The sequence below is a fragment of the Candidatus Krumholzibacteriia bacterium genome, assembly GCA_030748535.1.
Lineage (GTDB): Bacteria > Krumholzibacteriota > Krumholzibacteriia > JACNKJ01 > JACNKJ01 > JASMLU01.
The window spans coordinates 1-26,291 of sequence record JASMLU010000008.1 but is presented as its reverse complement, the minus strand read 5'-3'; the positions used below and the strand labels follow the sequence as shown (position 1 = coordinate 26,291).

Here is a 26,291-nt window from a genome sequence, read left to right as displayed (position 1 = left end):
GCCCCTTGCCGGGAGTTCCCGGCGAACACAAATGCAGCTCAATCGGCCCGAAAAAAGGAGTCTTTCCATGTCCGCAGATAAGTTCATGGAAGGGGTGATCGCGAAAAACCCCGAACAGAAGGAATTTCACCAGGCTGTCCTGGAAGTTGTTGAATCCGTCTGGGATTTTGTCGAAAAGAATCCTCACTACAAGGAAGCCAAGATCCTGGAGCGGATGGTGGAGCCCGAGCGCGTCCTCATGTTCCGTGTCCCCTGGGTCGACGACAAGGGCGAAGTCCAGGTCAACCGTGGTTTCCGGATCGAGATGAACAGCGCCATCGGCCCCTACAAGGGCGGCCTGCGCTTTCACCCGACCGTGAACCTCGGCATCCTGAAGTTTCTGGCCTTTGAGCAGGTCTTCAAGAACAGTCTGACTACCCTGCCCATGGGCGGCGGCAAGGGCGGCAGTGACTTCGATCCCAAGGGAAAGAGTGACCTGGAAGTCATGCGCTTTACCCAGAGCTTCATGAGCGAGCTCTTCCGCCACATCGGTCCCGACACGGATGTTCCCGCCGGCGATATCGGCGTGGGCGGCCGCGAGATCGGTTTCCTCTTCGGCCAGTACAAGAAACTCCGTAACGAGTTCACCGGCGTTCTGACCGGCAAGGGCCTGAACTGGGGCGGCAGCCTCATTCGTCCCGAAGCCACCGGCTACGGCCAGGTCTACTTCGCCGAGGAAATGCTGAAGACCCGCAATGACAGCTTCAAGGGCAAGACCGTCGTCGTCTCCGGTTCCGGAAACGTGGCCCAGTACGCCACGGAAAAGGTCACCGAGCTGGGCGGCAAGGTTGTCACTCTCTCCGATTCCGGTGGGTTCATTCACGACCCCAATGGAATTGATGCGGAGAAACTTGCCTATGTCATGGAACTGAAGAACGTCAAGCGCGGTCGCATCAGCGAGTACGCCGAGAAGTTCGGTTGCGAGTACCACGAAGGTCAGCGTCCCTGGGGCGTTCCCTGTGAAGTGGCTCTGCCGAGTGCGACCCAGAACGAGATCAATGCCGACGAGGCGAAGACTCTCGTCGACAATGGCTGCTTCTGTGTCTCCGAAGGCGCGAACATGCCGACCGAGCCGGACGGTATCGAAGTCTTCCTGGCTGCGAAGATTCTCTACGGCCCCGGAAAGGCCGCCAATGCCGGTGGCGTTGCGACTTCCGGTCTCGAAATGACCCAGAACAGCATGCGTCTGGGCTGGAGCCGCGAGGAAGTTGACCAGCGTCTGCACCAGATCATGGTCGACATCCATGAGAGCTGTGTGAAGCACGGCACGGAGGGTGATTTCACGGACTACGTGAAGGGCGCCAACATTGCCGGATTCATCAAGGTTGCCGACGCCATGCTCGATCAGGGCGTGGTCTAGCTCGCAATCCTGGTTTGGAATCGCCCCCGGTCGAAAGGCCGGGGGGGGGTTATTCGGGCTTCAACACCACGCCATGCCCCCTTCGCCCGTCCAGAAGCACCCGGAGTGATCCGGTCAAGTGAACATGGCGAAGCAGTTCCGACTCCTCTTCGGCGGGCTGGGCATCCAACCAGGCCCGATCCAGATGCAGGCCTGGCAGACCTGCGTGTGCGGTGAAATAGGAGACCTCATTGCTGGTCATGTTGTGAAAGAAGTGGCTGCCACGACTGGGTTCCACCACAATGTCTTTCAACTCGGTTTCCACGATGGCCCTCGCCCAGGATATGTCCGACCAGGCCACAGGAATCCCCAGCCAGGGATCCTGGCTCCCCCAACGCCCCGGCCCAATCAGAAGGTAGTGTCGGCCTGATTGGGACAACTTTCGATTCATGTCCCGAATATCCCGCGCCACATTTCCTGTCAAACTCCTGTCAAAAGCTCCGGGGCGCACATAGACGATGTCCCGAATGGATTCGTCCAGCCCGTTGCCCAGAGCATTCTCCGAGTAGAGAAGAATCTCTTCCTGTGGAAAGCTGTCTCTCTCTACCTGCACTTCCTCTCGTCCCACCACCAGAGGGCGGATCTGAAGAAGTGCGAACTCGGGTTCTTCATCTGGAAGTGGCTCCGGATTTGCGGCGAACTCCACCTCGATGGGCGCACCCATGCCGTGGGTTCCGATGTCCAGAACCTCCTTGAGAATCTCCGGCAAGGGGAACCATTGGCTCTTGAGGATGTGGGCGAAGGTCACCAGGCGAACTCCCGTGCGGGAGATGCCATCGTAAACAGCGTCATTGTCGGCAGAATAGGTCGAGCCCAGAGGCCAGAGCGTTCCGTCCTGCTCAGCCCGGTCCAGACCGAGCTTCACCAGCCCGGCCTCTCCTCCCGGTGTTGCGTAAATTTCCGACTGAGCGAGATCCAGAGCCCAGAACTCCCTCTGCGAGTATTGGAGAAACTCCTTTGGGCCGGGAAACTGCGGAAGAAGGCGCGGATGCTCCGGGCTGAACCAGAGTGACGGTTCGCCATCCACCACGGCGCGACCCAGACCGAGAACCACGGAAGCAGCTCCATCCTCCTGGCGAATCCCGTGAATCGGATAGTAGTTATGCGATTGGGCTACCCCGGCCAGACCGGGATAGAGGTGATCGCCATAGCTGCGCCCTACCACCTGCTGAAGAATGACCGCCATCTTCTCCTCCTCAATACGGTTCTGCGTCGAGGAGATATAGCTCTTGGCTGCCTGGAAAAAGGTGGAAGCATAGACCAGCTTGACTGCGTGCAGCAGCTGCTTCAGTCGCAGGGAATCGTCCGGGTGGTTGTTCGGGATCATGTGACTCGTATAGATCCCGGCGAAGGGCTGGTGTTGCGAGTCCTCCAGAAGACTGGACGAGCGTACTGCGAGCGGGTAGTCCACATTCTCAAGATAGTTGCGGATACTCTGGTAAGCTTCTTCAGGAAATCTGGCCCGGAGGAAGGCTCCGGCAATCGTCTCGTCTTCATGAACACCGAGGGCAACTTCAAAGAGATTGTTCTCTTCCATGAAACTGTCAAAGACATCAGTGCCGATGACGGCACTCGGCGGAACTCTCAACTGGAGCCCTGGAAACTGGCGTTTGAGATCGGACTCACTGAAGAGGGCGTTGACAAAGGCCAGTCCGCGCCCCTTCCCGCCCAGCGATCCCGTGCCGATGCGCATGAAGTTTCGACTGGGATCGAAATGCCCGCGCCGAAAGTCCGCCACCTTGCCGCGGGTCTCTTTCTCCCGGTAGTCATTCAGGGTATCGATCAGGTACTGCCGCATGGACTCGACATCCTGAAACTCCGAGACCGTCCGCTGACGGATCTTCGAGGCCAGGGAGAACTCGGTCCTTGCCATGAACCAGTTGGAAAACTGGTTGTGAGATGCGTGAAAGCTCAGGGACTCAGGGGGCACTTTTCTCAACTGCTTCTCCATACTCAGGAGGTCTTCCGCTTCCCCGACCCGGGTGCCATCGGGCAGCAAGAAGTGAAAGGGCCCGAAGCCCAGCCGATTCTTCAGAAAGCCACGCAGGTCCTGAAGCAGGGTGGGAGACTCCTTGTGGATGAACTCAATCCCCAGTTCATGGGCTTCCTGCGCCCTGCGAGCATTCGATGACTGCATGACCAGGGGCAGGGAAGGGTCTTCCTCCAGAATTCTCCGGGCAAACTCCACGCCGGCCCGATCATCCTTGTTGCCCTCCCTGGCAAAGGCAGCGTCGGTTATGACTCCCAGCATGTTTCCCTGGAACTGTTCATACAGATCCCAGGCCTCTTCGAAGGTTTCCGCCAACAGGATTTTCGGTCTTGCCCGCATTCGCATCAGGCGGGCACTGAGGTCGATTCCCTCTGCAATGAGATCACTGGTCTGCCGCATGATCTCCGAGTAAAGAGTGGGAAGAAAAGAGGAGTAGTATCGAATCGAGTCCTCGATCAGGAGAATCGTGCGTACATCAACCAGGCCCGTGTCATGTTTGACATTCATCCGGTCTTCCACGCACTTGATCACACCGAAGAGGATTCTCACATCTCCGCGCCAGGCAAAGACACGGTCAATGTTCGGGATCTTGTTTCTTTCCTCCCCCGGTTTCCACAACTCCCGCGTGTTGTAGACCAGAAGCACCACGGGAATCTCCGGGTGCATGCTCTTCACGGAAGCACCGAAGTCTTCCACCTCCATGTCCGAGAGCCGGGTCATGGTGACAACAAGATCGAACTGCCGTTCCTGCAGGCGGGAAAGAGCTTCGGCACCCGAGGAGGCCCGGGTAACCGTGGGAGCGTATGTCAGGTTGAGAACCGCATACTCGGTCAGGAGCATCTCGGTCAGATGACCGTCCTGCTCCAGAATGAAAGAGTCATAGAGACTCGAAACGAGCAGGATATCCCGGATGCGATAGGGCATCAGTTTTTCAAAACCGATATTGCCCGATGCGGTTTTGATGGAATCCATAATCCTCCCCGCGCGTATCCTAGCTTCTGTCCCCTTTCCTGAAAAGGTCATTCCTCTGCGAGAAGGGGGATTTTCTCTTGAGCCTGCAGGGGAAGCCGATACACTGCCGGCGGGAGGTTGCCCTTGGCCAGGAAACGGATTCTACAGATCATCACCCAACTGGATGTCGGTGGAGCGGAAAACCAGCTCCTGCTTCTCTGCTCGCAGATGCAGAAAGAGAACTTTGACTTCCGGGTCATCACCCTGCGGGAGGCCGGGAAGCTCAAGCCGGCTTTTGAAGAGGCCGGGGTGCGTGTCCTGGAACTTCCCCGGGAAAAGGTGGGCGGCAGGCCCGGACAGTTGAAGCACATTGCTTCGGAAATCCGCTCATGGAAACCGGAGGTGGTTCAGACCTGGCTTCAGCAGGCCAATCATGTAGGAAGAAGCGCGGCCTTTCTCGCCGGACATCACCGGGTCGTGGCCACTTTTCGGGACCAGGGTTTTGCCTCCAATCCCAAGAACACCCTTCTGGATTTCCTGCAGGAACCATTCACTCCTCTCTATCTTCACAATTCCGCCTCGGGAAGAGAGTCCTACCTGAAGCGCGTGCCGATGAGCCGCCGGCAGAAGCACCGTCTGCTTCCCAATGGAGTCGACACGGATCGCTTTCGACCAGATCCTGCCGCAAGAGCCGAGGTCCGTAAACAGTACGGCATCCAGACCGAAGACCCTCTGGTTCTCATGGTTTCCCGCCTTCACCCGATCAAGAACCCGGCACTCTTTGTCGAGACCGCGAGGATCGTGCGAAGGAAACTGCCCCGCGCCCAGTTCCTGCTGGCCGGAGGAGGGCCTCTCCATGGAGAGCTTCAGGCTTCCCTCGAAAAGGAACCGGACTCAGGCATCCACCTTCTGGGAGAGTGCCGGGAAGTTCCCCGACTGCTGGCCGCGGCAGATCTGGCCATGCTGACCAGCCACAGCGAAGGCCTGAGCAACTCGATCCTGGAAGCTTTTAGCGCCTCTCTTCCTCTTGTGGCCACTCGTGTCGGAGGTAATCCCGAACTGGTCACACACGGGGAAAACGGCTACCTCATTCCCTCAGACCTACCCGAGGATCTGGCCTCAAGATTGCTTGCCCTTCTTCCCGACCGGGAACTCATGGCCTCGCTGGGGCGAAAGGGACGGCAGCGCGTCGAAGGGGAGTTCTCGGTGAAGGCCATGGTCAAACGGGCCGAACACTACTACCTCACCCTTGCTGAAAGTGGTAAGGCTCCTCCAGCCAGTGATCGAACAGGGGAACGATGAGCCAGAGTCTCCGGGTATTCTTCCGCAATGATGATGTCAATGAGCTCTGTCCAGAATTGAGGGAGCTTACGGAGCTTTGCATCTCCGAGAAGGTGCCCATTGCCCATGCCGTGGAACCTGCCAACGTGACCCGGGAGTGTGTAGACTGGCTTCTGGAGAAGAAGGCAAAGCACGGACGACTGGTCGAGATTATCCAGCACGGCTACGACCACACTTGGCACGGAAAGGGTGAGTACGGAGGAGATCGCCCCTATGAAACCGTCCAGGAGGAAATCCGAAGCGGCGCAAAATTGATGGATCGCTATTTCGGAGATCAATGGTTTCGCGCCATGGTCTTTCCCTTCGGCTACTACAATCGGGCCTCGATGAAGGCGGTCTCCGATCTCGGCTTTCTTCTCATGAGTTGCCACTGGAATCCCCGGCTCTCGCGGCGACTCTTCTACCAGGCAGGCAGGCTATTGAGACAGGGGTTGATCCGGGGGCGGCATGCCAGCCCGCACATGAACTTTTATCCCGGAACCCGGGTTCTGTCCGTCGATACTACCGTGAGCTACATCCGCCGCTACTTCGGAGGGCACACAGGAACCGAGAGCGAGTGGTTCGATCTCGACACCCTCATGGCTCGCCACGAAGCAGCAAGGGAGCACATCTCCACGATTGGCTGGATCACCCACCACCGCTATCACACAAAGCCGGAACACATCAAATTGATCGCCGACTCCATCGCAGAGATGAAACGAAGGGATCCGGAAATCCGGTTCCTCAACTATGAAGAGATCTACCGGGAAAGACAGGATGCCTGAACCTTTCGACATCCTCTGCTTCGGCGAAGACTGGTACAAGACCGGCGAATACAGCACCAAGCAAATCGTCCGACGAATGGCGGAAGGTCGCAAGCTTCTCTGGGTCAATCCTCTTCCTATGCCCATTCACATGGCTTCCGGGGCTGAAAGCGGCGCAGGCAAGGTTATCCTGCGCAAGGCCCTGCACAAGATCAAGACCCACCTGCGATGGCTGAGCCGCAGCCGGGAGGGTTTCTGGATTCACAGCCCCCTCTACCTTCCCCTATCGCAGAATCCCCGAGTTTATCGTTTTAACATCTTCCTGCTACGCTTGCAGGTAGCGCTGCTCTGCCGTCTACTGGGCTTAGTCAATCCCCTGGTCTGGGCCTCTTCGACCTACCATGTTCTCGATGTACTCGACCGCATCCCCCACTCCCGCTTCTGCTATCGTTTCTCCGACAAAAGCTCTGCCTTCCAGAAGCTACCCGAAAAGGGGCGAGCAGAAATCCGTACCTGGTATGAAGACTGCGATCGACGGGTGCTCGAAAGAGCGGACCGGGTCTTCTGCGCATCCAGATCCATCTACGAGGATCTGATCGAACGCTTTGGCGAGAAAGAGAATCTGCGATACCTTCCACACGGCGTGGACTTCGATCATTTCTCTGGGGAACGCCCTCTTCCCGACTCCCTGCGCAATCTCTCCCACCCGCTCATTGGCTACTACGGAGCCCTGACCTCCGCCCAGGATTTCGAACTACTTCGCCACATTCTGGAAAGCCACCCGGAGTGGACCCTGCTGATGTTCGGAAATGTCGTCGGGGATTTTTCCTCTCTGGAGAAATACCCGAACTTTCTCCTTCCGGGCCCGATTCCCTACGCCGACCTGCCCGACCATGCCCAGGTTTTCGATGTGGCTATCATGACCTGGAAACTCAATGAGTGGATCGAGAACAGTTTCCCCGTGAAAACTCAGGAGTATCTGGCTCTTGGCCTTCCGGTGGTTTCCGTGAGAATCCGGGAAATCGAAAGAGAGTTCTCCGAGGTGATCGCTATCGCTGACTCGAAGGAGGACTTCGTGGAACTCATCGAGAAGGAACTGAAGGAGGACAGTCCCAAGAAGCGCCAGACGCGAATAGACCGTGTGAGGAACAGGGACTGGAAAGAGGTTGCCGGGGGAATCCTGAAAGAACTGGAGGAAGTGTCATGAGTCGGCGACTGATCTATGTTCTCGACCGTTTCCCTGCAGAGACCCTGAACTTCATCTACAATGAGATCCAGGGACTGGAAGCGCGCGGCTTCGAGATCGACATCTACTCGCTTCTGCCTGAAATCAACTGCCCCGAAGAGGCCCGCGAGTTCGTCGGTCGCACCACGAATATCCGGCCCCTTTCCTTCGGCCGCCTGCTTTCTGCGAATCTCTTCTATCTTGTACGCAGGCCTTTGACCTACACCGCTCTTCTTTTCCGCGCCTTCTTCGACAACAATCATCCCCGAAAGGCGCTGAAGACCCTGTCCCACTTTGCCGTGGGGGTGGTCTTTGCAAGAACGATCCGGGGAAAGAAAGAACACATCCACGCGCACTTCGCCTTCAAGGCGACGCTGTCGGCCCTGATCGCTTCGCGCCTGAACGGGAACAGCTTCAGCTTTACGGCGCATGCCAAGGCGACCGTTCATCCGCCCGACCAGTACAGTATCCGCAGCAAGATTCGTGGTGCCCGATTTATCGTCAGCATCTCGCAGTACAACCGGCGGGAAATCGGCAAGCTCTGTCCCGACTTCGATCTCAATCGTGTCCACATCGTTCACTGCGGTATTCACCAGGAACAGTTTCCCTTCCGGGAAAAGCAGGCGACACACCCTCCCCGAATTCTCTGCGTGGGGACAGTCTCCGAAAGAAAGAACCAGGAGATTCTCGTTCGGGCCTGTGGAATCCTGCATGAACGCAAGATCCCCTTCGAACTTGATCTGGTCGGTGCCGATCTTGATGGATACACCTCCCGCATCCGCACGCAGTCAGAGAGGCTGGGCATTGCCGACCGGGTACACCTTCATGGCATCGTTGATCATGGTGAAATCGCAGGCTTTCAGGCCCGCAGCACTGTCGTCGCTCTTCCCAGCCTGATGGAAGGAATTCCCGTCTCCCTGATGGAGTCCATGGCCTCGGGGACGCCGGTCCTCTCTACAAGAATCACGGGCGTGCCGGAACTGATCGAGGACGGAGTCAGTGGCTTTCTCGCCTCCCCGCAGGATCCTGTGGAGTTTGCGGACAAGCTCGAAAGGCTGCTTCAGGATGACGACCTGCGCAGGGGTTTTGCAGAAGCCGCCAGGAAGAAGGTCGAGGCAGAGTTCGACCTGAAGCACAACATCGCAGAGATGGCTGCCGTCTTCGAATCAGAACTCCGCGATCAGGACTCCTCGAGCGCGTAGCCGATTCTCGGGAAGGAAGCCACCGTGGAGGATGCGATGTTCTTCAGGTGCGCGCTGACCCGTTTCAGATACCTCAGGAGAAGAACCATCGCAAGGTCGTCCTTGGAGACGGAGGCATCGTCCTTGGCTCCGCCAACGATGGCATCCAAAGCGCCGTCAGAAGCCAGGGAAACCTCGTAGCTGAGATCCATGCATTGTTTGGCCGCGGCCGCGTCCTGATCGACCAGGGCCTTTCTGGCCAACTCGAAGATCTCCCGACCGCGCGCGGACTGCTCCTGAAGCAATCCTCCCAATTCCCCCTCCGAGACACTGCCGGGGAACAGGGTCACCAGTTCGCCGATGTTCTTCGTGTAGTCGCCGATGCGCTCCAGGTCGATGACAATGCTCACCAGCACCAGGCCACTCATCAGGTTCTGCCCGCGGGAAACTGCAAGGTGTTCAAAGACCTTCTTGCGGATCTCCTGCTGTTTGTCGTTCAGGACAAGATCCATTTCGCGCAATTCATCGAGAACCTTCTCCCCGTCCCCCTTTTCAAGGCCGTCGAGGACCATGGAGAACATCCTGCGGTCCAGTTCCAGCATGGAAGCAGCCTGATCGTAGGCTTCCGACAAGAGACTTTCCTGATTGCTGAGCAGGCTCCAAATTTCTTTCCACATGATTTCTCCAATCTTCCTCAACGAAGAACAAGAAGCAGAAGGAAGGGAAGTAAGTAAAGCGCAATGTAGGAGAGAATCACCAGCACGGTGTTTCTCCGGGAACGGGAACAGACGATGGCAAGTCGTCGCGCAAGGCGGATGGGAACACTCCGGAAAGGATACCAGATCAGAATGCCGGAGATATTGAACAGGGTATGAACAAGGGCGGCCGTCAGGGCTGCGCGAGAAGCGACCGGATCACTTCCGGTCGCAGCAAATACCAGGGCCGCCATGAGAGCCGTGATGGTGGTTCCCACATTGGAACCGAGCGTATAGGGGAAGATCTGCCGGATGCTCAAAATCCCCGCGCCGACCAGAGGAACCACCAGGCTCGTGGTCACGGAACTGGACTGAACCAGCAGTGTGAAGAGCAGGCCCATGGCCATGCTGGTCAGGGCATTGCGGAAGAGAACGCTGTCGATCATGTGAGCAAGTCGCTGTTCCATCATCGCACGCATGAAACGGGTGAGCAGGGTCAGGGAAATCAGAAGCAGGACCAGGGAAGCAAGGAGCCTCAAGCCCTCATGGGGGATCCAGGTCTTTGCCAGATGGAGGGCGGGATCCACAATGTGCTTGATCCCGTCGAACTTGCCCACATCCAGACCCGCAAGACGACCCGAGAGAAAGAGAGCCCCCTTCTCCAGAAAGTGAGTCATCTGCTCCAGGGGAAAGAGCACCAGAACAGCCAGCATGTTGAAGATGTCGTGAACCGTTCCCGCTCCGAAGGCCCGGCGGAATTCAGCCCTGTGGTGAATATGTCCCAGGGAGACGATGGTATTGGTCACCGTGGTTCCGATGTTCGCACCCATGATGATGGGAATGGCAATTCTCAGGGGGAAGGCTCCTCCGGCAACCAGACCCACAACCATGCTGGTCACCGTGGAGGAACTCTGCACCAGGCTGGTCGTAAAGATCCCGAGGAAAAGACCCAGAAGCGCAGAACTCGCCCCCTGGTTCAGAAACTCCTTCGCCAGCACCTTGCCCAGACCCTTGGCACTGGAGCCCATGAGCTTGATGGCGACAAAGAAGAGGTAGAGGATGGAAAGGAGAATGAGGACCCGAAAGAGGGTCATCAGAATTTCACGCATCAGCCCCATTGCGGAACCCGATGCAGGTTCGCCTGGGGCAGGTCGAAGGAAGTTCACAAAAAACCCCGTTGGAAAGGTTTGGTGTTCTTCGGATGTGTGGATATCGCGATCTAGATACTAGACGAATGAGTGCCTGTAAAGGGCAAAGTAATAAAAAGGCAAAATAACCGGATATTCGCCTAGGCGCCGGCCAGCCCCTCCATCAGAAAGCCCAGAACCAGGCCGAAAGCCGCGAGGAAGGCGGCCTGTTTCAGAATCAGGGTCCTCATGACTTGATCTCCTTTGCCCTCAGAGCATTGTAGACGGTGAAGGATGCCAGTACGAAGGCCACGCCGATGATCGACATGATGGCCGGATCCATCGTGATCCAAGGTTCGGTGAAGACATTCCATTTCGCAAGAATCTCAACGTTGTTCCAGAGAATGATCACCGTCGGAATCGCGTAGCGGATGGCATAACCCATGTCCCGGATGCGGACCAGTTTCACCAGGAGGTAGCCGGTCGCCGCGAAACTCCCCAGAAAGATCGAGTAGGTAAAGAGGCTTTTCACTCCAAAGAGCGTTTCATCATAGGCGATCAGAAGCAGCACATAGAAGAACCAGAGAAGCGTGATCATCTCGAAAGCAGTCCGGGGACCGTAGTTGCTGACCTTGCCTTCCACGGCCTTCCCGCGCATGAGACCGAGCTTCTGCCGTAACCAGACAAAGAAATTGCAGCGAACACTTTCCTGGAAGAGAAGGTAGATGGAAACCAGAACGATAAAGCTCCAAGTGTGCTTCATGATGCGATACTCGCCAAGAGTCCCGTTCTCCACAGGAATCCCAAGAGCTTCGGCACCAAACTTCAGGCCATACTCCACCGCTCCGGTCCAGAGGAAGATCCCCGCAAGAGCACCAAGAAGGCTCTGCGTGGTGCTGCTCTTCAGGTAACGAGTCCAGATCAGGAGCGCCAGGCCCAGAAGAGCCATGAAGACCGCGCCGGCGATCATTCCCGACCGACCCGTGGCATTCAAGCCGATCATCATGGCATGCCCGAGAGGCATGGTCAGAAAAATGAAGATAAAGGCTTTCAAACCGATCATGTTCCCACTCCTAGAAGGCTGCCAATCTGGAAAATCAGGAAAGACAGGATCCAGGCCGTTGCGGTCAAGCCCCCCCATTGCAGGAGCGCCCAGCGCCATCGCCCGGATTCCTTTCTGGTAATTGCGAGAGTCGCCACGCAGGGAGAGGCAAGAAGTGCAAAGACCAGAATCGAAAGCCCCTGTAGAGGGCTGTAGTGTCGGGCAAGCAGCTTGCGAAGGTCTTCTTCCTCCTCGCCCATGGAATAGACGATGCCCATCTGGGCAACGAAGACCTCCTTGGCGGCAAAGGCACCGAGAAAGGCCGTGTTCACCTTCCAATCGAAACCGAGAGCTGAAGTGAGAGGTTCCAGAGAATGTCCGATTCGCCCGGACAGGGAATAGGCCAACTCCGCAGCCTCCCGGCTTTCAAAACCATCAATCACAGCATCATGAGGGAGTTTCGGGAAACTCCCCAGAACCCAAAGGAGAACCGAAATTGCGAGAATGATGGTTCCCGCTTTCTTCAAATACATAAGCGAGCGCTGCCACATGTGGAGGCTGATATTCCGAAGCCCGGGTCGGCGATAGGGAGGAAGTTCCATGACAAAGGGAGCTTCCCTGCCTCCGAAGATGGTCTTGCGAAGAATGAGTGCCATCAAAAGGCCGAGCAGGATCCCCAGAATGTAGAGCCCCCAGAGAACAGGCGCCTGCCAGGAGCGGGGAAAAAAGGCCGGAATGAGAAGCAGAAAGATCGGAAGCCGGGCGCCGCAGGAGATAAAGGGCAGGATCATCATGGTGATCAGACGATCCCGTCGGCTTTCCAGGGTTCGTGTCGCCATGATAGCCGGCACCGTGCATCCGAAGCCGATCAGCATGGGAATGAAACTCTTGCCATGAAGCCCGAAGCGGTGCATGAGCCGGTCCATAAGAAAGGCCGCCCGGCTCATGTAGCCCGTGTCCTCGAGCAGGCTGATTCCCAGGAAGAGAAGGATGATGTTGGGGAGGAAAACCAGAACTCCTCCGACACCCCCGATGATTCCCTCCAGCAGGAGACTTCTCAGGACTGGCCATTGGTCGGAAGGCCAGAATCCGGCAATCGACGAAGCAAGCCAGGCAAAGAGACTCTCGATCAGCCCCATCAGGGGATCGCCCAGGCGGAAGGTGAGCCAGAAAAGCGCGAACATCATGGCAAGGAATATGGGGAGACCCAGAAAGCGGTGGGTCAGCACCGAATCCAGTCGCTCGCTTTCCGTGATCCTGTCTTCGCGGGGTCGACGCAGGAGAATCTCCCGGGCCAGACCGGCTGCGAAGCCGTGCCGTCGATCCGCAATGACCAGTTCCGCGGACTCGCGGAGAGAGGTCAGAATCCTGTCCCGAGCTTCGCGGACCCTGTTCATCAGCCAGTCCGGACGGGGATGGTCTTCCCTGACTCCTTCGCCGATCTGGCGGTCCTCCTCCAGAAGCTTGATGGCCACATAGCGAGCCGGCAGGGGCAGTTCCCGGATCTCGGCAAGATCCTCAAGAAGAGTCTCGATCTCCTTTTCTACGACAGGTCCGTAGTTCACCTGCCGCAATTCCGGGGAACGAAAGTCATTCTTTCGGATCTGGCGAAGCAGATCCTCCACTCCCCGACCCCGATGCCCCTGGGTTTCCACTACGGGAGCGCCCGTCAATTCTTCCAGCGATTTCCGGTCGATGATGGCCCCGAGAGCGTTGGCCTCGTCGATCATATTGAGAGCAAGAACAAGGTTCATCTCGAGTTCCATGAGCTGGACACTGAGATAGAGATTGCGCTCCAGACTGGATGCATCGAGAACATTGACGACCAGATCCGGCCGCTCATTGATCAGGTAGCTTCGGGCGACGCGCTCTTCCTCGCTGAGAGAGGTCAGGCTGTAGGTTCCCGGCAGGTCCACAAAGAGAAGGGTGCCCTCGGCATCCCGCCGCCGTCCCCACTTCTTCTCCACGGTAACTCCGGGATAATTGCCGACATGCTGGCGACCCCCGGTGAGGTGATTGAAAAGAGAGGTCTTCCCGGAGTTCGGGTTCCCGGCAATCGCGACCCTCAGGTCCCGGACGGTGCTTTCGCTGCTCATCTAGATCAACTCCACCGCGATTGTGGAAGCTTCGATCTTGCGAAGGGACAGGTGAAAGCCCTTGAGCTTGATCTCGATGGGATCCCCCAAGGGAGCCACCTTGTGCATTTCCAGTTCTACGCCCGGAAGAAGGCCCATGTCAATCAGCCGCTGGCGGATGCGGGTCTGGGCGCGCACACTGATGATCCTTCCCCGTTCGCCCGGTTTCAGTTCGGAAAGGGCAATCCTCCGCGCCCGACCGCTGAACAGACGAACCGCAGAATCGGGAAAGTCGGGGCTGCAGTTCTTGTCCCGGCAGGCCATATTTTCGGTGGCTTCACCATTTGAATTCGCCTCTCCCACCTTGTAGCAGTCATTGAATCTCTGAACCAGATCTTCCCCGGTTCGGGGACAGGCTTTCAGAAACTCGACGAAAGTGGCCAGACGGTCGAGGGTTTCCAGACTGATGATGTGTTCGATGGCGCAGGCATCCCGCTCGGCGATCCCGTCACTGACGCCGAGTACATCGCGAAGAAAGCGATGGATAAACTCGTGGCGCTGCAACACCCGGTGAGCAATCTCGTAGCCATCGGGAGTCAGGCTGATGGCATCCCGGGCCCGGTAGTCGACCAGACCCTCCCGGGAAAGTCGCTTGAGCGCCCCCGTGACGCTAGCCATGCGAACGCCCTTTCGCTCGGCAATGTCCTTGGCTCTCGCCTCTCCCTTGTCCTGGGTGAGTTGAAGAACAATTTCCAGATAGTCTTCCAGACTTTCACTTAGGTTGCTGATCTGGGCCATAGCCCTCCTCTTAGGCTTGCCTAAATGTAACTTAGTCAAGCCTAAGAAGCAAGGCAAAAAAAACAGGGAGCCCCGAAAGGCTCCCTGCGAGGGTGACTAGGGCGCCGCAATCTGACCCCAGTCGAAGGCCAGAGTCATGGGAGAACCCGGGCCTGTGGAAATGAAACTCGTGATCTTCATCTTGTAGTAGCCTGAGCCACACTGGATGACATAGACCTTGTCATTCACGGAGAACTCGTGGGTCTGGGGATTGTAGGTGTACCATCCCCCCGCCTGATTGAAGGCATAACCGTCGCCATCGTAGGGGTTGCCCGGATCGGGATCATCCTGATCACAGATGTAATCGCCCATGCAGGCATCGCTCATGGTTTCGAAGTTCTCGCCGGGAAGTCCGAGAATGGCAAGCGAGCCTGTCCCGCTCACTCCACCATTGACGATGATCTCGTAGTTCAGGAAGCCGAGACACCAGGTATCGGAGTCGCCCGGATTGCCCGGAAGCACGCCTTCCCCCGAGGTAAAGTCAAAATAGACGAAGTCCGTGCTGCTCCCGTCCGTGGTCAGCACACCCGTGCTGAAGGTTCCGTCCCCATTGTCCGTGGTGGTGATTTCATCCGTTCCCGTGTCATTCTCTTCGTCTGTGGGGCCCAGCCCAGCACATCCGGCCATCAAAACGAGAAGGGCGATCGAGAGGATTGAGAGGGTCTTTTTCATGTATTCTCCTTGTTTGTGAGAAGCCTGTCAGGGCTTGGAATTGTGGGACCACTGAAGCCCCAGAGACAGCCGACGAGGGGGAATCCTCAAGTAATCGTGGTCGCCGGCATCCAGAAGGTTGTGCAGGCCGACAGAGAGATTCAGGGGGCCCTGCAAGGGCTGCCGGAGCCGAAGGTCCAGCAGAATGTATGGGGGAACCGTGTCTGAGCTGACTCCGCTGTAGCTTTGATGGAAGACCCTTTCCCCCACCCAGCTTCCTCGCAGAATGAGTTTGCTCTTCCAATGGAATAGTCGGGTATCCAGGTTCAGGCTGGCCCGGTGCTTCGGTTTTCCTTCCAGCACCTCACCCGTCGTCACATCTTCAGGAACCAGATAGCTGTAACTGAGCTCCGCGTTCAGCGGACCCCAATCCCGAACCCTCAGGCTGGCTTCAAGGCCCTGAACCAAAGCCTCTTCGACATTGACATAAACCCCGAGATTGTAACCACCGGGGCTGGTCTCATCGGTGATGATTCCCTGAATCAGATTCTCAAAGTCGTGGCGAAAGCAGGACAGACTTGCCCAAAGCTTGCGACTTCCCTGCCACTCCAGAGCAAGGCTTGCGCTTCGGGATACTTCGGGCAGAAGATCCGGATTGCCGATAATCTCATAGCCCACGGCCGGATGCACAAAGTGAACATAGAGTTCCTTGAAGTCGGGAGCCCGGTAGCCGTTTCCCAGACTGGCCCGAAGAACCAGACTCCCCTTCATGTCGTATCGCAGAGCCAGTTTCGGAGTGAAGTGAAAACCGAACTGGGAATCCCGGTCAAAGCGGAAGCTGGGAAGAACCCTTAGCTTCCCGGAGAGTCCCGGCATCCATTCATCCTGCAGGAACCAGGAGGTGCGGTTTCGATCGCTGTGTCCCTCCTGAAGCCTCTCTGTCTCCAGATCCTCGTGCAGGAATTCCAGACCGCTGGAAAGCTGATGCCCCCCGGGAAGCGCACGATCCGCCTGCAGGGAAAACTGCAGAAGCTGTTCCCAGGTTTCATGGAAGGTGTCGTAGACGCTTCCCTCCCGCTGATCCTGCAGGTACTCATCCCGGTAGAAGGAGAGTCCCAGAATCCCTTTCAGGCGACCTGTCTCCCCGATCATGAAGCGGGGGCCCACAGAGGCGTTGAAGGTCTCGATGAGATTGCTTCGGTCAAAGATCAGGGGGAAACTCTCCGTCCCTCCATCCACGCCTTCCTGCATCTTTCGGGTATAGGCCGTTCGGCCTTCCAGAAGTGAAAACTCGCCAAGAGACAGTTCCGAGTGGGAAGACAGGCTCAGTTCGCGAAAGGCATCGACACTGGTTTCCGGATCCTCCGGTAGCCAGTCATGGCCGGACGCAGTCCGGAAACCCCCGGAGAGGCGACTCTTCCAGATCTCGCCTCTTTTTCCGAGGCTTGCCCCCAGATCCACCTGGGAACTGCTGAAGTAGCTGCCGCTGAGATCCAGTTCCACGGGCGAGTGACTGTCTCGCGTGATCAGGTTCAAAACGCCACCAATGGCCTCGGAGCCATAAAGGGAAGACTGGTTCCCCTTGACGATCTCGATGCGCTCAATGCTGCTAAGGGGAATGCGGGAAAGATCAAGAACCCCGTTCTTCCTTCCTCCGATCCTCTCCCCGTCGATCAGCACCAGGACATACTCGGAGCCCAGTCCCTGAAGTTCGACCCCGTTTCCGAAGATGGAATGCGATATGGAAACTCCGGCCTTGGTTTCCAGAAACTCTGCAACATTGCCGGCCCCGCTCTCCTCGATCTCTTCCCGCTGAATGAGTTCCGTGGCCACCGGGGTTTCCAGAAGAGGTCTCTCCGTGCGGGTTGCCGTGACCACGATGGGATCCACCTGATAGTGGGCGTTGGCGTCCCGATTCCTGCCCTCCGTCTCCAGGGCGAGGGCAGGCATGGCGAAAACCAGGGCAGGCAGAATCCAGCGAACAGACATTCCCTCTCCTTTTCGAATCCTGAAGAAATCTAGGGTGAACAGCGTTCGCTTTTGTCACCGGAGAGTCACCATTCGTGGGTTTTTTGGATCTCGCCATCTGTTCCTGATGCGGCGAATCTGCTATACTCAAGTCACGCAGTTGGGTCAGCCCCTCGCGGCTTGATGAAAGCCCCCGGAAATCCGGGGGCTTCCTTTCTATGAGAAATCCCCCTCCGCGCTGAGGGGGATTTCCGGGGGTCTGTTTGGAGCAGGAGCTCCGGTGGGAAGGGCCGCGACCCGGGGCGAAGAGGAAGCCCCTTTCAGCCAAGACTCACCCGGGGCATTGCATCCTTCATGCCGGAAACTGGCAAGCCCAAGTCCTTGCCAGTCAAAGACTTGGGCATCAACCCTTCGCCGGAGTGAGTCTTGAATCTCCCGATTCGGGAGACACCTACGATTTCGGGGGAGAACTCTCGCGCACTCGCTGGAAGTAAAGACGCAGGCTGAGAGAAATACTGGCCAGCTTGGTCAGGGCCGAGTCCCCGCGACTGGTCAGAACGACGGGAATCCCTCCTCCCACGATACAACCGGCAGCATCATGTCCGCTGGTGGTGAGGGTCTTGTAGACCGCATTGGCCGAGTCGATTCCGGGCATGATGAGAATGTCCGCATTGCCCTGGATCTGCCCCGGATACTGTTTCTCCTCCGCGATCTCCCGCTCGGTGGCCACATCAAAACTGAGGGGACCTTCCACCATGCAATCGCGACGATCCTCGTAGAGATTGGCGATTTGCTGTGCCTCCACCGAGCTTTCAATTCGGGGATTCACCTTCTCCACGGCACTGAGAAGAGCGGCCCGGGGAAGGGGCAGGTTCAGGCTTCTTGCAACAAAGAGAGCGTTCTCCAGGATCCGGCGCTTCTCCTCGGAATCAGGATCAATATTGATCCCGGCATCGGAAAGCAGGATCAGTTTCCCCAACTCCCGTCGCTCGAAGACGGCCACATGGCTGTAGAGCGCATTCTCGGGAAGTCGGTCACGCTCCTTCAGCCAGCGAAAAGTGGGCGCCAGAATCTCCTCGGTCTTCACCGAGCCCTTCATCAGGACATGACAGGCTTCCTCTTCATAAAGCTCCAGGCATTGCGCCACCGGATCCTCCGACGCAATGAAACGGAAATCTTCGCTATCGAGATCCATCCCGAGACGCGATGCAATTCTCCGCGTCCGCTTCTCCTCGCCGACAAGAAGAAAGCGCGCAATCTTGACCTCTCCCACAGCGGTGGCCATCCGGGCCGCCGCCAGGGCATCCTCATTGTCCGCGCCGGCGATGGCGATGGTGGGACGAAAGACCTCCTGCACCCGTTGCCGGGTTGCCTGGATGATCTCCTCCAGGTTGTGGAGAGGACTCCCCTTCTTCCGGCGGAGGACGGGGCGGGCAAAGACCGGGCGATCAATCAGTCGATTCTCGCGGGCTCTCAATCTGGACAGGGAGTCCCGCTCCTTGCGGTAATCACCAAGCGAGGCCGGATCAAGGAGTGCCAGAGCCATGCCGGAAGCAAGGCTCTCCTGTTCCAGACTGCCGGGAACCCGAACCAGGGGAAGCAGCCCTCCCAACTTGCCCTCGATTCGAAGGCAGAAGTCCTCATTGCGGGAAAGGCCACCGGTGAGGCAGGCAAAGTCCGGGCGATCCGGCCCCGTGCAGAGGGAGAGAATTCCCTCGGCGATCTTTTCGGCGAAGAAATCGAGAACCAGTTCGATCTTCTCGGACTGCTCCTCGCTTGCGCCCTCCTTTTGAAACTCAAGCAGGGTGCGGAAGTCATTGGTTCCGGCAAGAGAGAGCAGTCCACCCTCGCGGATTGTCCATCGCGAGAGATCCTCGATGCTTATCTCATGATCCCGAAGACGAAGGAGCACCTCGTGCTGGGGCAAGGATCCCGAACGGTTTGCAGAGGGAAGCCCGCTGAAGGCATTGATCACCTTGACCGCGCGACCTCCGCTGTGCCGGATCAGGGAAAAGCCGCCGCCGAGATGCACGCTCACCATGTCGCAATCCTCTGGATCGAGACCCTGCTCGGCTGCGCAGAGGCGCAGAACACTCTTGTGACTCAGATAGTGAGCACTCGTCCCGTCGGTCTTGAATTCCCGAATCCCGGTGAGCCTCGCTCCCAGTTCCACTTCGTCGACCACCACCGGGTCGGTAATCGTGACCGGAAGATCGCAATCCCCCCGCAGGCCCATCGCGATTTTCACTCCCATGTTCGCCGCATGACGGATCTCCGGATCCTTCAGATCCTCCAGCATTTCCTCGCCCACCCTGTAGGTTCCCGCCTTCACCGGACGAACGAACCCGCCACGAGCGGCAATGCCCATGAGGTCTTCGAGCCGGATGCCGCGCTCCTCCATCCAGAGACGGATCATTCTCTCGCGGCTCTCTGAGGAATCTTCCTCGTCCGGATGAATGTGAACTTCGAAGTTCTCACGGATCTCGAGGCCTTCGAAGAGCGTCACCTTAGTGGATGTGCTTCCCGGGTTGATTACGAGAATCTTCGGTGAAGTGCTTTCCAGTTCCCGGCACAATTTTCCACCGAGAAGCCGGCGGAAGATTTCAGAGGGGGACAGGGACTTGGGGTCGATGGTTTTCATGCTCCCAAGGAAGTTCCTCTCGTGGAATGTGGCAAGCAGAAAAAAGGGAAGGGCCCGAAGGCCCTTCCCCGCTGATGGAGAGAATCAAAAGCTGCTATTTCAGCATCAGCATTTTCCGACTCAGGGTCTTAACGCCGGTTTCCAGACGATAGAAGTAGACGCCCGAGGAAACCGGGTTCCCGCGATCATCGCTTCCGTCCCAGACCACATGATGATTCCCCTCGCCCTGCATTCCCCGAAGCAGCGTGCGAACGCGCTCACCGGAGGGAGTGTAGACCGCAAGCTCCACTTCGCCCCCAGAAGGCAGGGAGAAGGAGATGGCCGTCGTCGGGTTGAAGGGGTTCGGGAAGTTCTGCCCAAGGGCCACACGGGCAGGAGTGCTGCCTGCGTCCGTCAGGTCGGAGTAGACCGTAAGCGTGACAGGAATCAGCAGATCGTCTTCTGCATTGCTGCTGAGGAACAGTTCGGCTTCGTAGACACCATCGGGGCGATCCTCGGCCGAGAAAAGCAGTTCCACGGACTGTGAGCTTCCCTGGGGAATGCTGCCGGAAGTCACTGGTACTACAACCCAGGACATGTCATTGGTGATGGTGAAGTCCGCATCACTTGTGTCACTGACCTCGCTGTCGAGAATGTCGCGAACGCGCACCCTGCAGTGTGCGCTCACATCGCCTTCTGCAGTCCAGGTATAAAGACCGCTGGGGAAGGCAGACTCCAGAAGGACTTCCCAGCTCAGCCCGCTGTTGCGGGAAAGCTCGATCGCCACCATGCCGACGCCACCGGCCGCGCTGTATTCGATGGCCACATCGGAACCGAGAGCGAAGACCTCGCCACCATTGGGAGCGAGAACGTTCACGGCCGGCCCGAGCATGTGGAAAGTCACGGTTCCATCGACACTGTGAGGATTGTCTCCCCAGTCATCACCGGTCTGAGTCCAGTCGGCCACAAGGTCGCCCGTACCCGTGAAAGTCACATTGACCGTTGCTGTGCCGGTTTCCCCGGGATAGATCTGGCCCCAACCACCGTCAGGGTCCGTCCATTCGACGGCAGCGCCATCGCCGGAAGCTCCGTTGTAGCTCAGCGAGCCGCCGCTTCCGCCAGTCATGTCCGTAGCGGAATTCACGACGATGCCCGCCGGGAAGTCCAGGGCCACGGCGATCGTCCACTCGTTATCGCTGCTGTTATTAGTTGCGGAAACCGTGATATCCACTGATGTGCCGGGCAGGTAGTCGGAGGGATCCACGCTCAGGGTGGATCCGCTCATGCTGCGACCGGAGCCCCGGGACAGAGGGAAGTTGGGGTCATTAATCTCAATACTCCAGTTCAGAACGGATCCGGCCTCGCCATTGTTGCTGATGTGCAGCCACTCGCTGGTCGTATCGCCCGATAGCAGTGTGACATCCAGTTCTCCAGGCGTTACATCGCAGGTCGGAATCAGAACCGGCCCCGTGGGCAGATTCTCGACCACCGTGAAGCGGTTGAAGGAGGAGACCGTCAGAATGACATCGTCGCCATTGTCGGGGATGACTCCATCCAGAGGAACCGTGGCCGTGCCGGAGGCATCGGCAAAGGCAGAGCCGATGAGATTGCCATTGTAACTGATCGCAGCGAGAGCCCCGGCTTCTGCTTCCACCTGGAAGGAATCGGCCATGGGGTCAAGAGCATCTGCATGGCTGATGGAAAGAGCCGAAGGAGTGTCCGTGCGAACCCGGAGCGCGGGATCGCCGAAGATCGTCCAGTTCTTGAACTCGGTCTGACCATTCGAACCGTACTCGTCCATCATCTGGCAGGAACCATTGAAGCAAAGACCGCCATAGGTCCGCTTCTCTCCGGCAACGAGCAGGTCCACGATTTCGTCCTGCCCGCACATGGGAGTCGCCCACTGCTGGTTGACTGTCGAAGCGTACATGGCGACAGCACCGCTGGCCTCACCATTGTGCGTGGCGCGAAGCCAGGCTTCCGCGAAACAGGTCGTGTTCATGAACTCGCCGTTCACGCAGGCAACGCTGACGATATAGGGCAGCATGTTGTCATTGCTCAGGGAGTTGACATTGCTGTTGGAGAAACCGGTCGTGCTCCAGGCCGTCGTGCTTCCATGGCCCGTGTAATTCATAAAGCTGCGCCCTGCGTTCACGGCGGAAGTTACCTGGGAGGAACTTGCCCCCGGATCGTAGATCTGATCCACTTCCGTATAGGTGAATCCGAGAAGGTCGGCACGAATGTTGTCCTGATGCTGCCAGTCGGCCTCTCCGTCATCACCGATACCGGAGCCCTCTGAAGAGCCGATCCCCGTTGCCTTGTGATACCAGTCGCCACCGGCCTGGGCATCTCTTTCGTACTCGATGGTCTTCTGCACCTGAACCGTTACCTGATTCGCATTCTCCGCAGAAATTCGACCGACGAAGATCTCGGGGTAGCTGTCGCCACCGGCCAGAAGGCTGAGGCTCGGATCCGCTGCCCCGCCATCATTGACCAGGTAAGGAACCTGCGCGCCATCGCCCACCAGGAGAACAAAGGCCAGATTGTGGGAAGGGTTGTCATAGTAGGACTGGACATAACTCATGAGCGCAGAGCCGGAAGAACCGGCCATGGAAACAGGGACCATCTCCGTAGAAATCCCCATCTGGTTTCTCCAGTCCACGAGAGGCTGGATCTGCGGGGCAAAGGCATCATAGTAAATCACCAGCATGTCGCCCTCTTCGCCCACGGAAGTATAGCGATCGCCACTGCCATCGTAGTTCATGAAGTGATGGCGATAGAGCTTTTCGAACTCCTCCACTCGTGCGGGAGGGCGGGATTCCAGAACATTGGTCCGGCCCGGCCCACTCGCCTCCACGGCCACCGTCACGGAGTGGTAGACACGCAGGGTGTGGGTGGAGGGATTGTAGAGGAAAGGATTGATCTCAACGACCTGCCCGCGAACATCTCTCAGGATGTAGGGAGTGTCCAGGAGAGCCACCCCTGAAGGGAACCACTGGTCTCCGCTGTAGAAGTCGTCGAAATTGTAGGGAACCATCGCGGGGTCGATGTTCCGGGTCAGCGCACCCTTGGAAGGCACAATGTCCACATTCTCAAAGTCCACAAAGTCGCTCTCGATAACCCGGATCTTCATTTCCGCATCATCGGGAATTGCGATGGACTCGCGAAGGGTCGGAAGTGCCGGAAGTCCCGCCTCCTGATGAAGCGCACGAGTGCCGAGATTCAGGCTCGTGTACTCCACACCGGAGATCATCACGGACTCCATGTCAAAGTGATGCACATTGTACTGGAGGATCGAACTGGATCCGGAAGATTCCAGAACCTCGATGCTATAGGCATCCTTCGAGGAATCCAGTGAAACGGTAGCGGCCAGGGCCGGAAGGCTTATGGCAATGAGGAGAATAGAGATCAACGCTTTCCTGAGCATGTGGTCCCCCAGAGAGGTGATATTTCCTATGAATTGGATACGCCCAAGCACCCAATTTGCCGGTTGGCAATCTCTATTATACCAGTTTGAGGTAGGGGAAGACAATGGGAAAGGAAATCCATGCCTTCAAACCCCGGGGAAGAGACAGGGGCGCGCACCTTTGCGGGAAAGAAACAGGAACTCTGGGAAACTACTTGAGAAGGAGCATCTTCCGGCTTCTGCTTTCATTTCCGAAGGAAAGCCGGCTGAAATAGATCCCACTTGGAAGCTCCTGTCCGAAGTGATCACGACCGTCCCATTCAAGGGAGTGAAATCCCGACGCAAGAACCCCCTCGTGGAGTGTGCGAAGGACACGGCCGGATACATCGTGTATCTGCAGGAGCGCCGGACCCGAAGTCGGCAGATGAAAGTCCAGCCGGGTTTTCGGGTTGAAGGGATTCGGGAAATTGCCAAAGTGCTGAAGTTCTGGTGTTTCGAACTCCACTCCCGTCCCCCCCTCAAGAACATGAAGGATCAGGGGAACCGTGATGTCCGGGCCGGGAGCATTGTGTTCGATGACAATGTTCACCCGGTAGTCTCCCTGCGCCAGACCGCTGGCATCCAGATTGACCGGAATGTTCGCAGTCTCCCCTGCGCCCAGTCCCCCCTCACTCACTTCCAGTTCGATCCAGTCCAGAGGCTGGAAGATCAGGAAAGGAGCATTGCTCTCTCCGCTCACGCTGCCATCGCTGCTGCTGATTTTCGCCAGGCAGTCTGCAGAAGGAGACCCCTCCACCAGCCAGGGCCAGGTGCCGATGTTCTCCGTGGACTGTGCAAGAATCTCCCAAGTCTCTCCGTTGTCCCTGCTGAGTTCGATCTTCACGAAGGGAATGTCCCCGCTCCAGGCCCAGCGGAACTCCTCCAGGCTTCCGATGGCCCAGAGTTCCTCTCCCGAAGGGCTGAGTACCGTAATCCCGGGCCCCGACGGTCCTTCCAGGATCATGTTGCCGAAGATCTCATGAGGCTCGTCTCCGTAGATGTCTCCCCGGATGCTGAAGGGAATGGACAGGTCACCGGAGATTCCCAGGAAACTCAGGGTGATCTGGCAGGTGGCGGACTCACCGCCGTAGATGTTCCCCCAACCGCCGTTTTCATCATCCCAGGACAGCAGGGCTCCGGGCCCGGTGGCATGATTACTGGCCAGTTCTCCCCCGCTTCCCCCGACAAAGTCCGAGGAACTTTCCACAACCACGCCGGATGAAAAATCGAGAGTCACCTGACTGAGCCACTCATAGTCGGAACTGTTGTTGTAGACCGTGAGCGTGTAGGTCTGCGTCTGGTGCGGCTCGTAGTTCGAAGGATCCGGAGTCAGGGTGGAACCTTCCACACTCCGCTCCAGGGGAAGAAGAGGATCCAGAAGAGAGAGAGAATACAGCAAAGTGCTTCCCTCTTCGCCGGTATTGCTGATGCTGAGAAGATGGCTGTCCGTCTCGCCGGTATAAAGAACCAGGTCCATGGAATCGGGACTGACACTGATCTCCGGAAGATCCACATCGCCCAGCAGAATCTCCGCGGAATAGGGCACACGGTTCTGGGCCATGACCAGAAGCGAAAGGCTTCCTCCGAGAGGATCCAGGTTCCAGAGCTCAATCTCACTCGTGCCGCTCGCATCCACCGTCCCGGCTCCTGCGAGAACGCCACCCTGACTCAGCCCCACATAGCTTCCCGGCGCTGCACTGAGTTCCACACTTGCCATGTCCGAAGAAATCACTGCGGGATGATCCACCGGGTTGACTTGCGGCAAGCCGATCCAGGTGGAAATGCTCGGGTCGCCCATGAGGTTGTAGATGTTCCAGTAGTAAGTCGCCAGACTCGAGCCCGCTTCCATCACGGCCAGGTTCCCGGAGAAGATGATCGCGTCGTTGGTCACATAGTGCTGCGTCTCGGCCTCGCCGTGATCGTGGAAGAGCCCGTCATAGGCTCCCAGACCGGAGCCTTCATAGGTCGGGTTGGCGATAATACTGCTCGTATTTCCCACTCCCCACCAGTAGTCCTCGTCCCAGTAGGTGTTGTCCGATCCGCCGATGTAGCCGATCGCGCCCTTGTCCGTTGCCCGCAGCCAGGTCTCGGCAAAGCACTCGCCGTAGTCGTAGGCACTCGTCATGCAGCAATTGCCGACGGCGAGGCAGTACTTCCCGTAGTTGTTCAGGCCGTTGATATCACTCTGTCCGAAGTAGGGATCCGACCAACTGGTCTGGTCCCCGTGAGCCGAGTAGTTGATGTAGCTCACACCGTCGCTTACATGCTGGATGATGTTCCCCGAGTTGCTCCCCGACTCGGGATACAGGTAGGTGTGGCTGTAGATGTTGTGTTCAGGGTTGAAGTAATAGTTCGTGCCGTAGTTGACCTGCCCATTGCCCCAGGTGGAACCATGGCTCCAGTCCATGCCGGCAATCATCACGACTTCCTCCAGGTAGGAAGGATCCGGCATGGCGAACTGATCGTACATCAGTGTCTTGTCGAGAATCGCCTGCAACTGGCTCGGGTTCGTGGCCGAGAAGCGGCCATAGTAGATGTCCGGAACCAGATCGCCCTCAACATCGCAGTAGGGACGGTCCGTAGCATCTCCAGCCTCGGTCCAGGTCGGCATCTGTGCCACATCGCCGACAAAGATCACAAAGCTCGGTGCGGGAAGTTCGGGAGTAGCGTTGTTGTAGAGACCGTGGATGTAATTTCGAATCTCCTGCTTCGTCGTGCCCACTTCCGGAGTGCCCGTGATCGCAAGAATCGTGTGGAAGCCACGCTCGGTCTTCCAGTCCACAAAGTCCTGCAACTGGGCCTCAAACTGCGGAGGAGCCACCACGACCAGGGTCACCACATCGCGAACCAGATCCGGGTAGCTGTCATGAAGACCCCGGCCTCCGGCAATGCGGTCGTAAAGAGGAGCGAAGAAAGGACTCCAGGTAGAAAGCTTCAGCGCTTCTTCGGCGCGAGCATTGCC

The 26,291-nt window shown here is 57.6% G+C and carries 16 protein-coding genes; 5 read left to right on the top strand and 11 right to left on the bottom strand.

The window, feature by feature from the left end; genetic code table 11:
- The first annotated feature begins 67 nt into the window (after positions 1–67).
- Positions 68–1,399 carry an NADP-specific glutamate dehydrogenase gene (gene gdhA, locus QGH30_07740; GenBank protein ID MDP7022227.1) on the top strand — a complete coding sequence of 444 codons (1,332 nt, stop codon included), beginning with the start codon at positions 68–70 and terminating at the stop codon, positions 1,397–1,399.
- A gap of 49 nt (positions 1,400–1,448) precedes the next feature.
- Here gdhA and QGH30_07735 read toward each other — a convergent pair whose 3' ends face one another.
- On the bottom strand, positions 1,449–4,400 hold the full coding sequence (locus QGH30_07735; GenBank protein MDP7022226.1) for a PEP/pyruvate-binding domain-containing protein: 2,952 nt from the start codon (positions 4,398–4,400) through the stop codon (positions 1,449–1,451).
- A gap of 123 nt (positions 4,401–4,523) precedes the next feature.
- Between QGH30_07735 and QGH30_07730 the strand changes: the two genes are divergently transcribed.
- Genes QGH30_07730 through QGH30_07715 form a run of 4 tightly spaced genes read left to right on the top strand, consistent with a single transcriptional unit; the run spans position 4,524 to position 8,890 of the window.
- The gene (locus QGH30_07730) at positions 4,524–5,681 is read left to right on the top strand and encodes a glycosyltransferase (protein ID MDP7022225.1); all 1,158 of its coding nucleotides are present in this window, start codon (positions 4,524–4,526) and stop codon (positions 5,679–5,681) included.
- A complete protein-coding gene (locus QGH30_07725) occupies positions 5,678–6,484 on the top strand; it encodes a polysaccharide deacetylase family protein (protein MDP7022224.1) in 807 nt (268 codons plus the stop codon). The genes QGH30_07730 and QGH30_07725 overlap by 4 nt, the downstream gene beginning before the upstream one ends.
- The gene (locus QGH30_07720) at positions 6,477–7,670 is read left to right on the top strand and encodes a glycosyltransferase (protein ID MDP7022223.1); all 1,194 of its coding nucleotides are present in this window, start codon (positions 6,477–6,479) and stop codon (positions 7,668–7,670) included. Before QGH30_07725 ends, QGH30_07720 begins: the two co-directional genes overlap by 8 nt.
- Positions 7,667–8,890 (top strand): glycosyltransferase family 4 protein, encoded by a 1,224-nt coding sequence (locus QGH30_07715; GenBank protein MDP7022222.1) that lies wholly within the window; start codon positions 7,667–7,669, stop codon positions 8,888–8,890. The genes QGH30_07720 and QGH30_07715 overlap by 4 nt, the downstream gene beginning before the upstream one ends.
- On the opposite strand, the gene QGH30_07710 is transcribed toward QGH30_07715, so the two are convergent.
- From QGH30_07710 to QGH30_07665, 10 genes are all read right to left on the bottom strand, one after another.
- The gene (locus tag QGH30_07710; GenBank protein MDP7022221.1) at positions 8,869–9,546 is read right to left on the bottom strand and encodes a PhoU domain-containing protein; all 678 of its coding nucleotides are present in this window, start codon (positions 9,544–9,546) and stop codon (positions 8,869–8,871) included. The genes QGH30_07715 and QGH30_07710 overlap by 22 nt on opposite strands.
- Before the next feature lie 17 nt (positions 9,547–9,563).
- The gene (locus QGH30_07705) at positions 9,564–10,673 is read right to left on the bottom strand and encodes a Na/Pi symporter (GenBank protein MDP7022220.1); all 1,110 of its coding nucleotides are present in this window, start codon (positions 10,671–10,673) and stop codon (positions 9,564–9,566) included.
- Between the two features lie 265 nt (positions 10,674–10,938).
- On the bottom strand, positions 10,939–11,754 hold the full coding sequence (locus tag QGH30_07700) for a hypothetical protein (GenBank protein MDP7022219.1): 816 nt from the start codon (positions 11,752–11,754) through the stop codon (positions 10,939–10,941).
- Positions 11,751–13,829, bottom strand: a complete 2,079-nt coding sequence (feoB, locus tag QGH30_07695; protein MDP7022218.1) for a ferrous iron transport protein B — start codon at positions 13,827–13,829, stop codon at positions 11,751–11,753. The genes QGH30_07700 and feoB overlap by 4 nt, the downstream gene beginning before the upstream one ends.
- Entirely contained in the window at positions 13,830–14,606 is a 777-nt protein-coding gene (locus QGH30_07690) for a metal-dependent transcriptional regulator (GenBank protein ID MDP7022217.1), read from the bottom strand.
- 96 nt (positions 14,607–14,702) lie between these two features.
- Positions 14,703–15,317 carry an HmuY family protein gene (locus QGH30_07685; GenBank protein ID MDP7022216.1) on the bottom strand — a complete coding sequence of 205 codons (615 nt, stop codon included), beginning with the start codon at positions 15,315–15,317 and terminating at the stop codon, positions 14,703–14,705.
- 27 nt (positions 15,318–15,344) lie between these two features.
- Positions 15,345–17,285, bottom strand: coding sequence for a TonB-dependent receptor (locus QGH30_07680; protein MDP7022215.1), 1,941 nt, complete (start codon positions 17,283–17,285; stop codon positions 15,345–15,347).
- A gap of 430 nt (positions 17,286–17,715) precedes the next feature.
- Positions 17,716–19,905 (bottom strand): butyrate kinase, encoded by a 2,190-nt coding sequence (locus QGH30_07675; GenBank protein ID MDP7022214.1) that lies wholly within the window; start codon positions 19,903–19,905, stop codon positions 17,716–17,718.
- Between the two features lie 94 nt (positions 19,906–19,999).
- Positions 20,000–23,296 (bottom strand): C25 family cysteine peptidase, encoded by a 3,297-nt coding sequence (locus tag QGH30_07670; protein ID MDP7022213.1) that lies wholly within the window; start codon positions 23,294–23,296, stop codon positions 20,000–20,002.
- 205 nt (positions 23,297–23,501) lie between these two features.
- Positions 23,502–26,291: C25 family cysteine peptidase (locus QGH30_07665; protein ID MDP7022212.1), on the bottom strand; the 2,790-nt coding region annotated here is incomplete at its 5' end.

Excerpts from the sequence above, each read along its gene's own strand:
- gdhA (MDP7022227.1), top strand. The coding sequence starts at position 68 with ATGTCCGCAGATAAGTTCATGGAAGGGGTGATCGCGAAAAACCCCGAA.
- QGH30_07735 (MDP7022226.1), bottom strand. The coding sequence starts at position 4,400 with ATGGATTCCATCAAAACCGCATCGGGCAATATCGGTTTTGAAAAACTG.
- QGH30_07725 (MDP7022224.1), top strand. The coding sequence starts at position 5,678 with ATGAGCCAGAGTCTCCGGGTATTCTTCCGCAATGATGATGTCAATGAG.
- QGH30_07720 (MDP7022223.1), top strand. The coding sequence starts at position 6,477 with ATGCCTGAACCTTTCGACATCCTCTGCTTCGGCGAAGACTGGTACAAG.
- QGH30_07715 (MDP7022222.1), top strand. The coding sequence starts at position 7,667 with ATGAGTCGGCGACTGATCTATGTTCTCGACCGTTTCCCTGCAGAGACC.
- QGH30_07710 (MDP7022221.1), bottom strand. The coding sequence starts at position 9,546 with ATGTGGAAAGAAATTTGGAGCCTGCTCAGCAATCAGGAAAGTCTCTTG.
- QGH30_07705 (MDP7022220.1), bottom strand. The coding sequence starts at position 10,673 with ATGCGTGAAATTCTGATGACCCTCTTTCGGGTCCTCATTCTCCTTTCC.
- QGH30_07700 (MDP7022219.1), bottom strand. The coding sequence starts at position 11,754 with ATGATCGGTTTGAAAGCCTTTATCTTCATTTTTCTGACCATGCCTCTC.
- feoB (MDP7022218.1), bottom strand. The coding sequence starts at position 13,829 with ATGAGCAGCGAAAGCACCGTCCGGGACCTGAGGGTCGCGATTGCCGGG.
- QGH30_07690 (MDP7022217.1), bottom strand. The coding sequence starts at position 14,606 with ATGGCCCAGATCAGCAACCTAAGTGAAAGTCTGGAAGACTATCTGGAA.
- QGH30_07685 (MDP7022216.1), bottom strand. The coding sequence starts at position 15,317 with ATGAAAAAGACCCTCTCAATCCTCTCGATCGCCCTTCTCGTTTTGATG.
- QGH30_07680 (MDP7022215.1), bottom strand. The coding sequence starts at position 17,285 with ATGTCTGTTCGCTGGATTCTGCCTGCCCTGGTTTTCGCCATGCCTGCC.
- QGH30_07675 (MDP7022214.1), bottom strand. The coding sequence starts at position 19,905 with ATGAAAACCATCGACCCCAAGTCCCTGTCCCCCTCTGAAATCTTCCGC.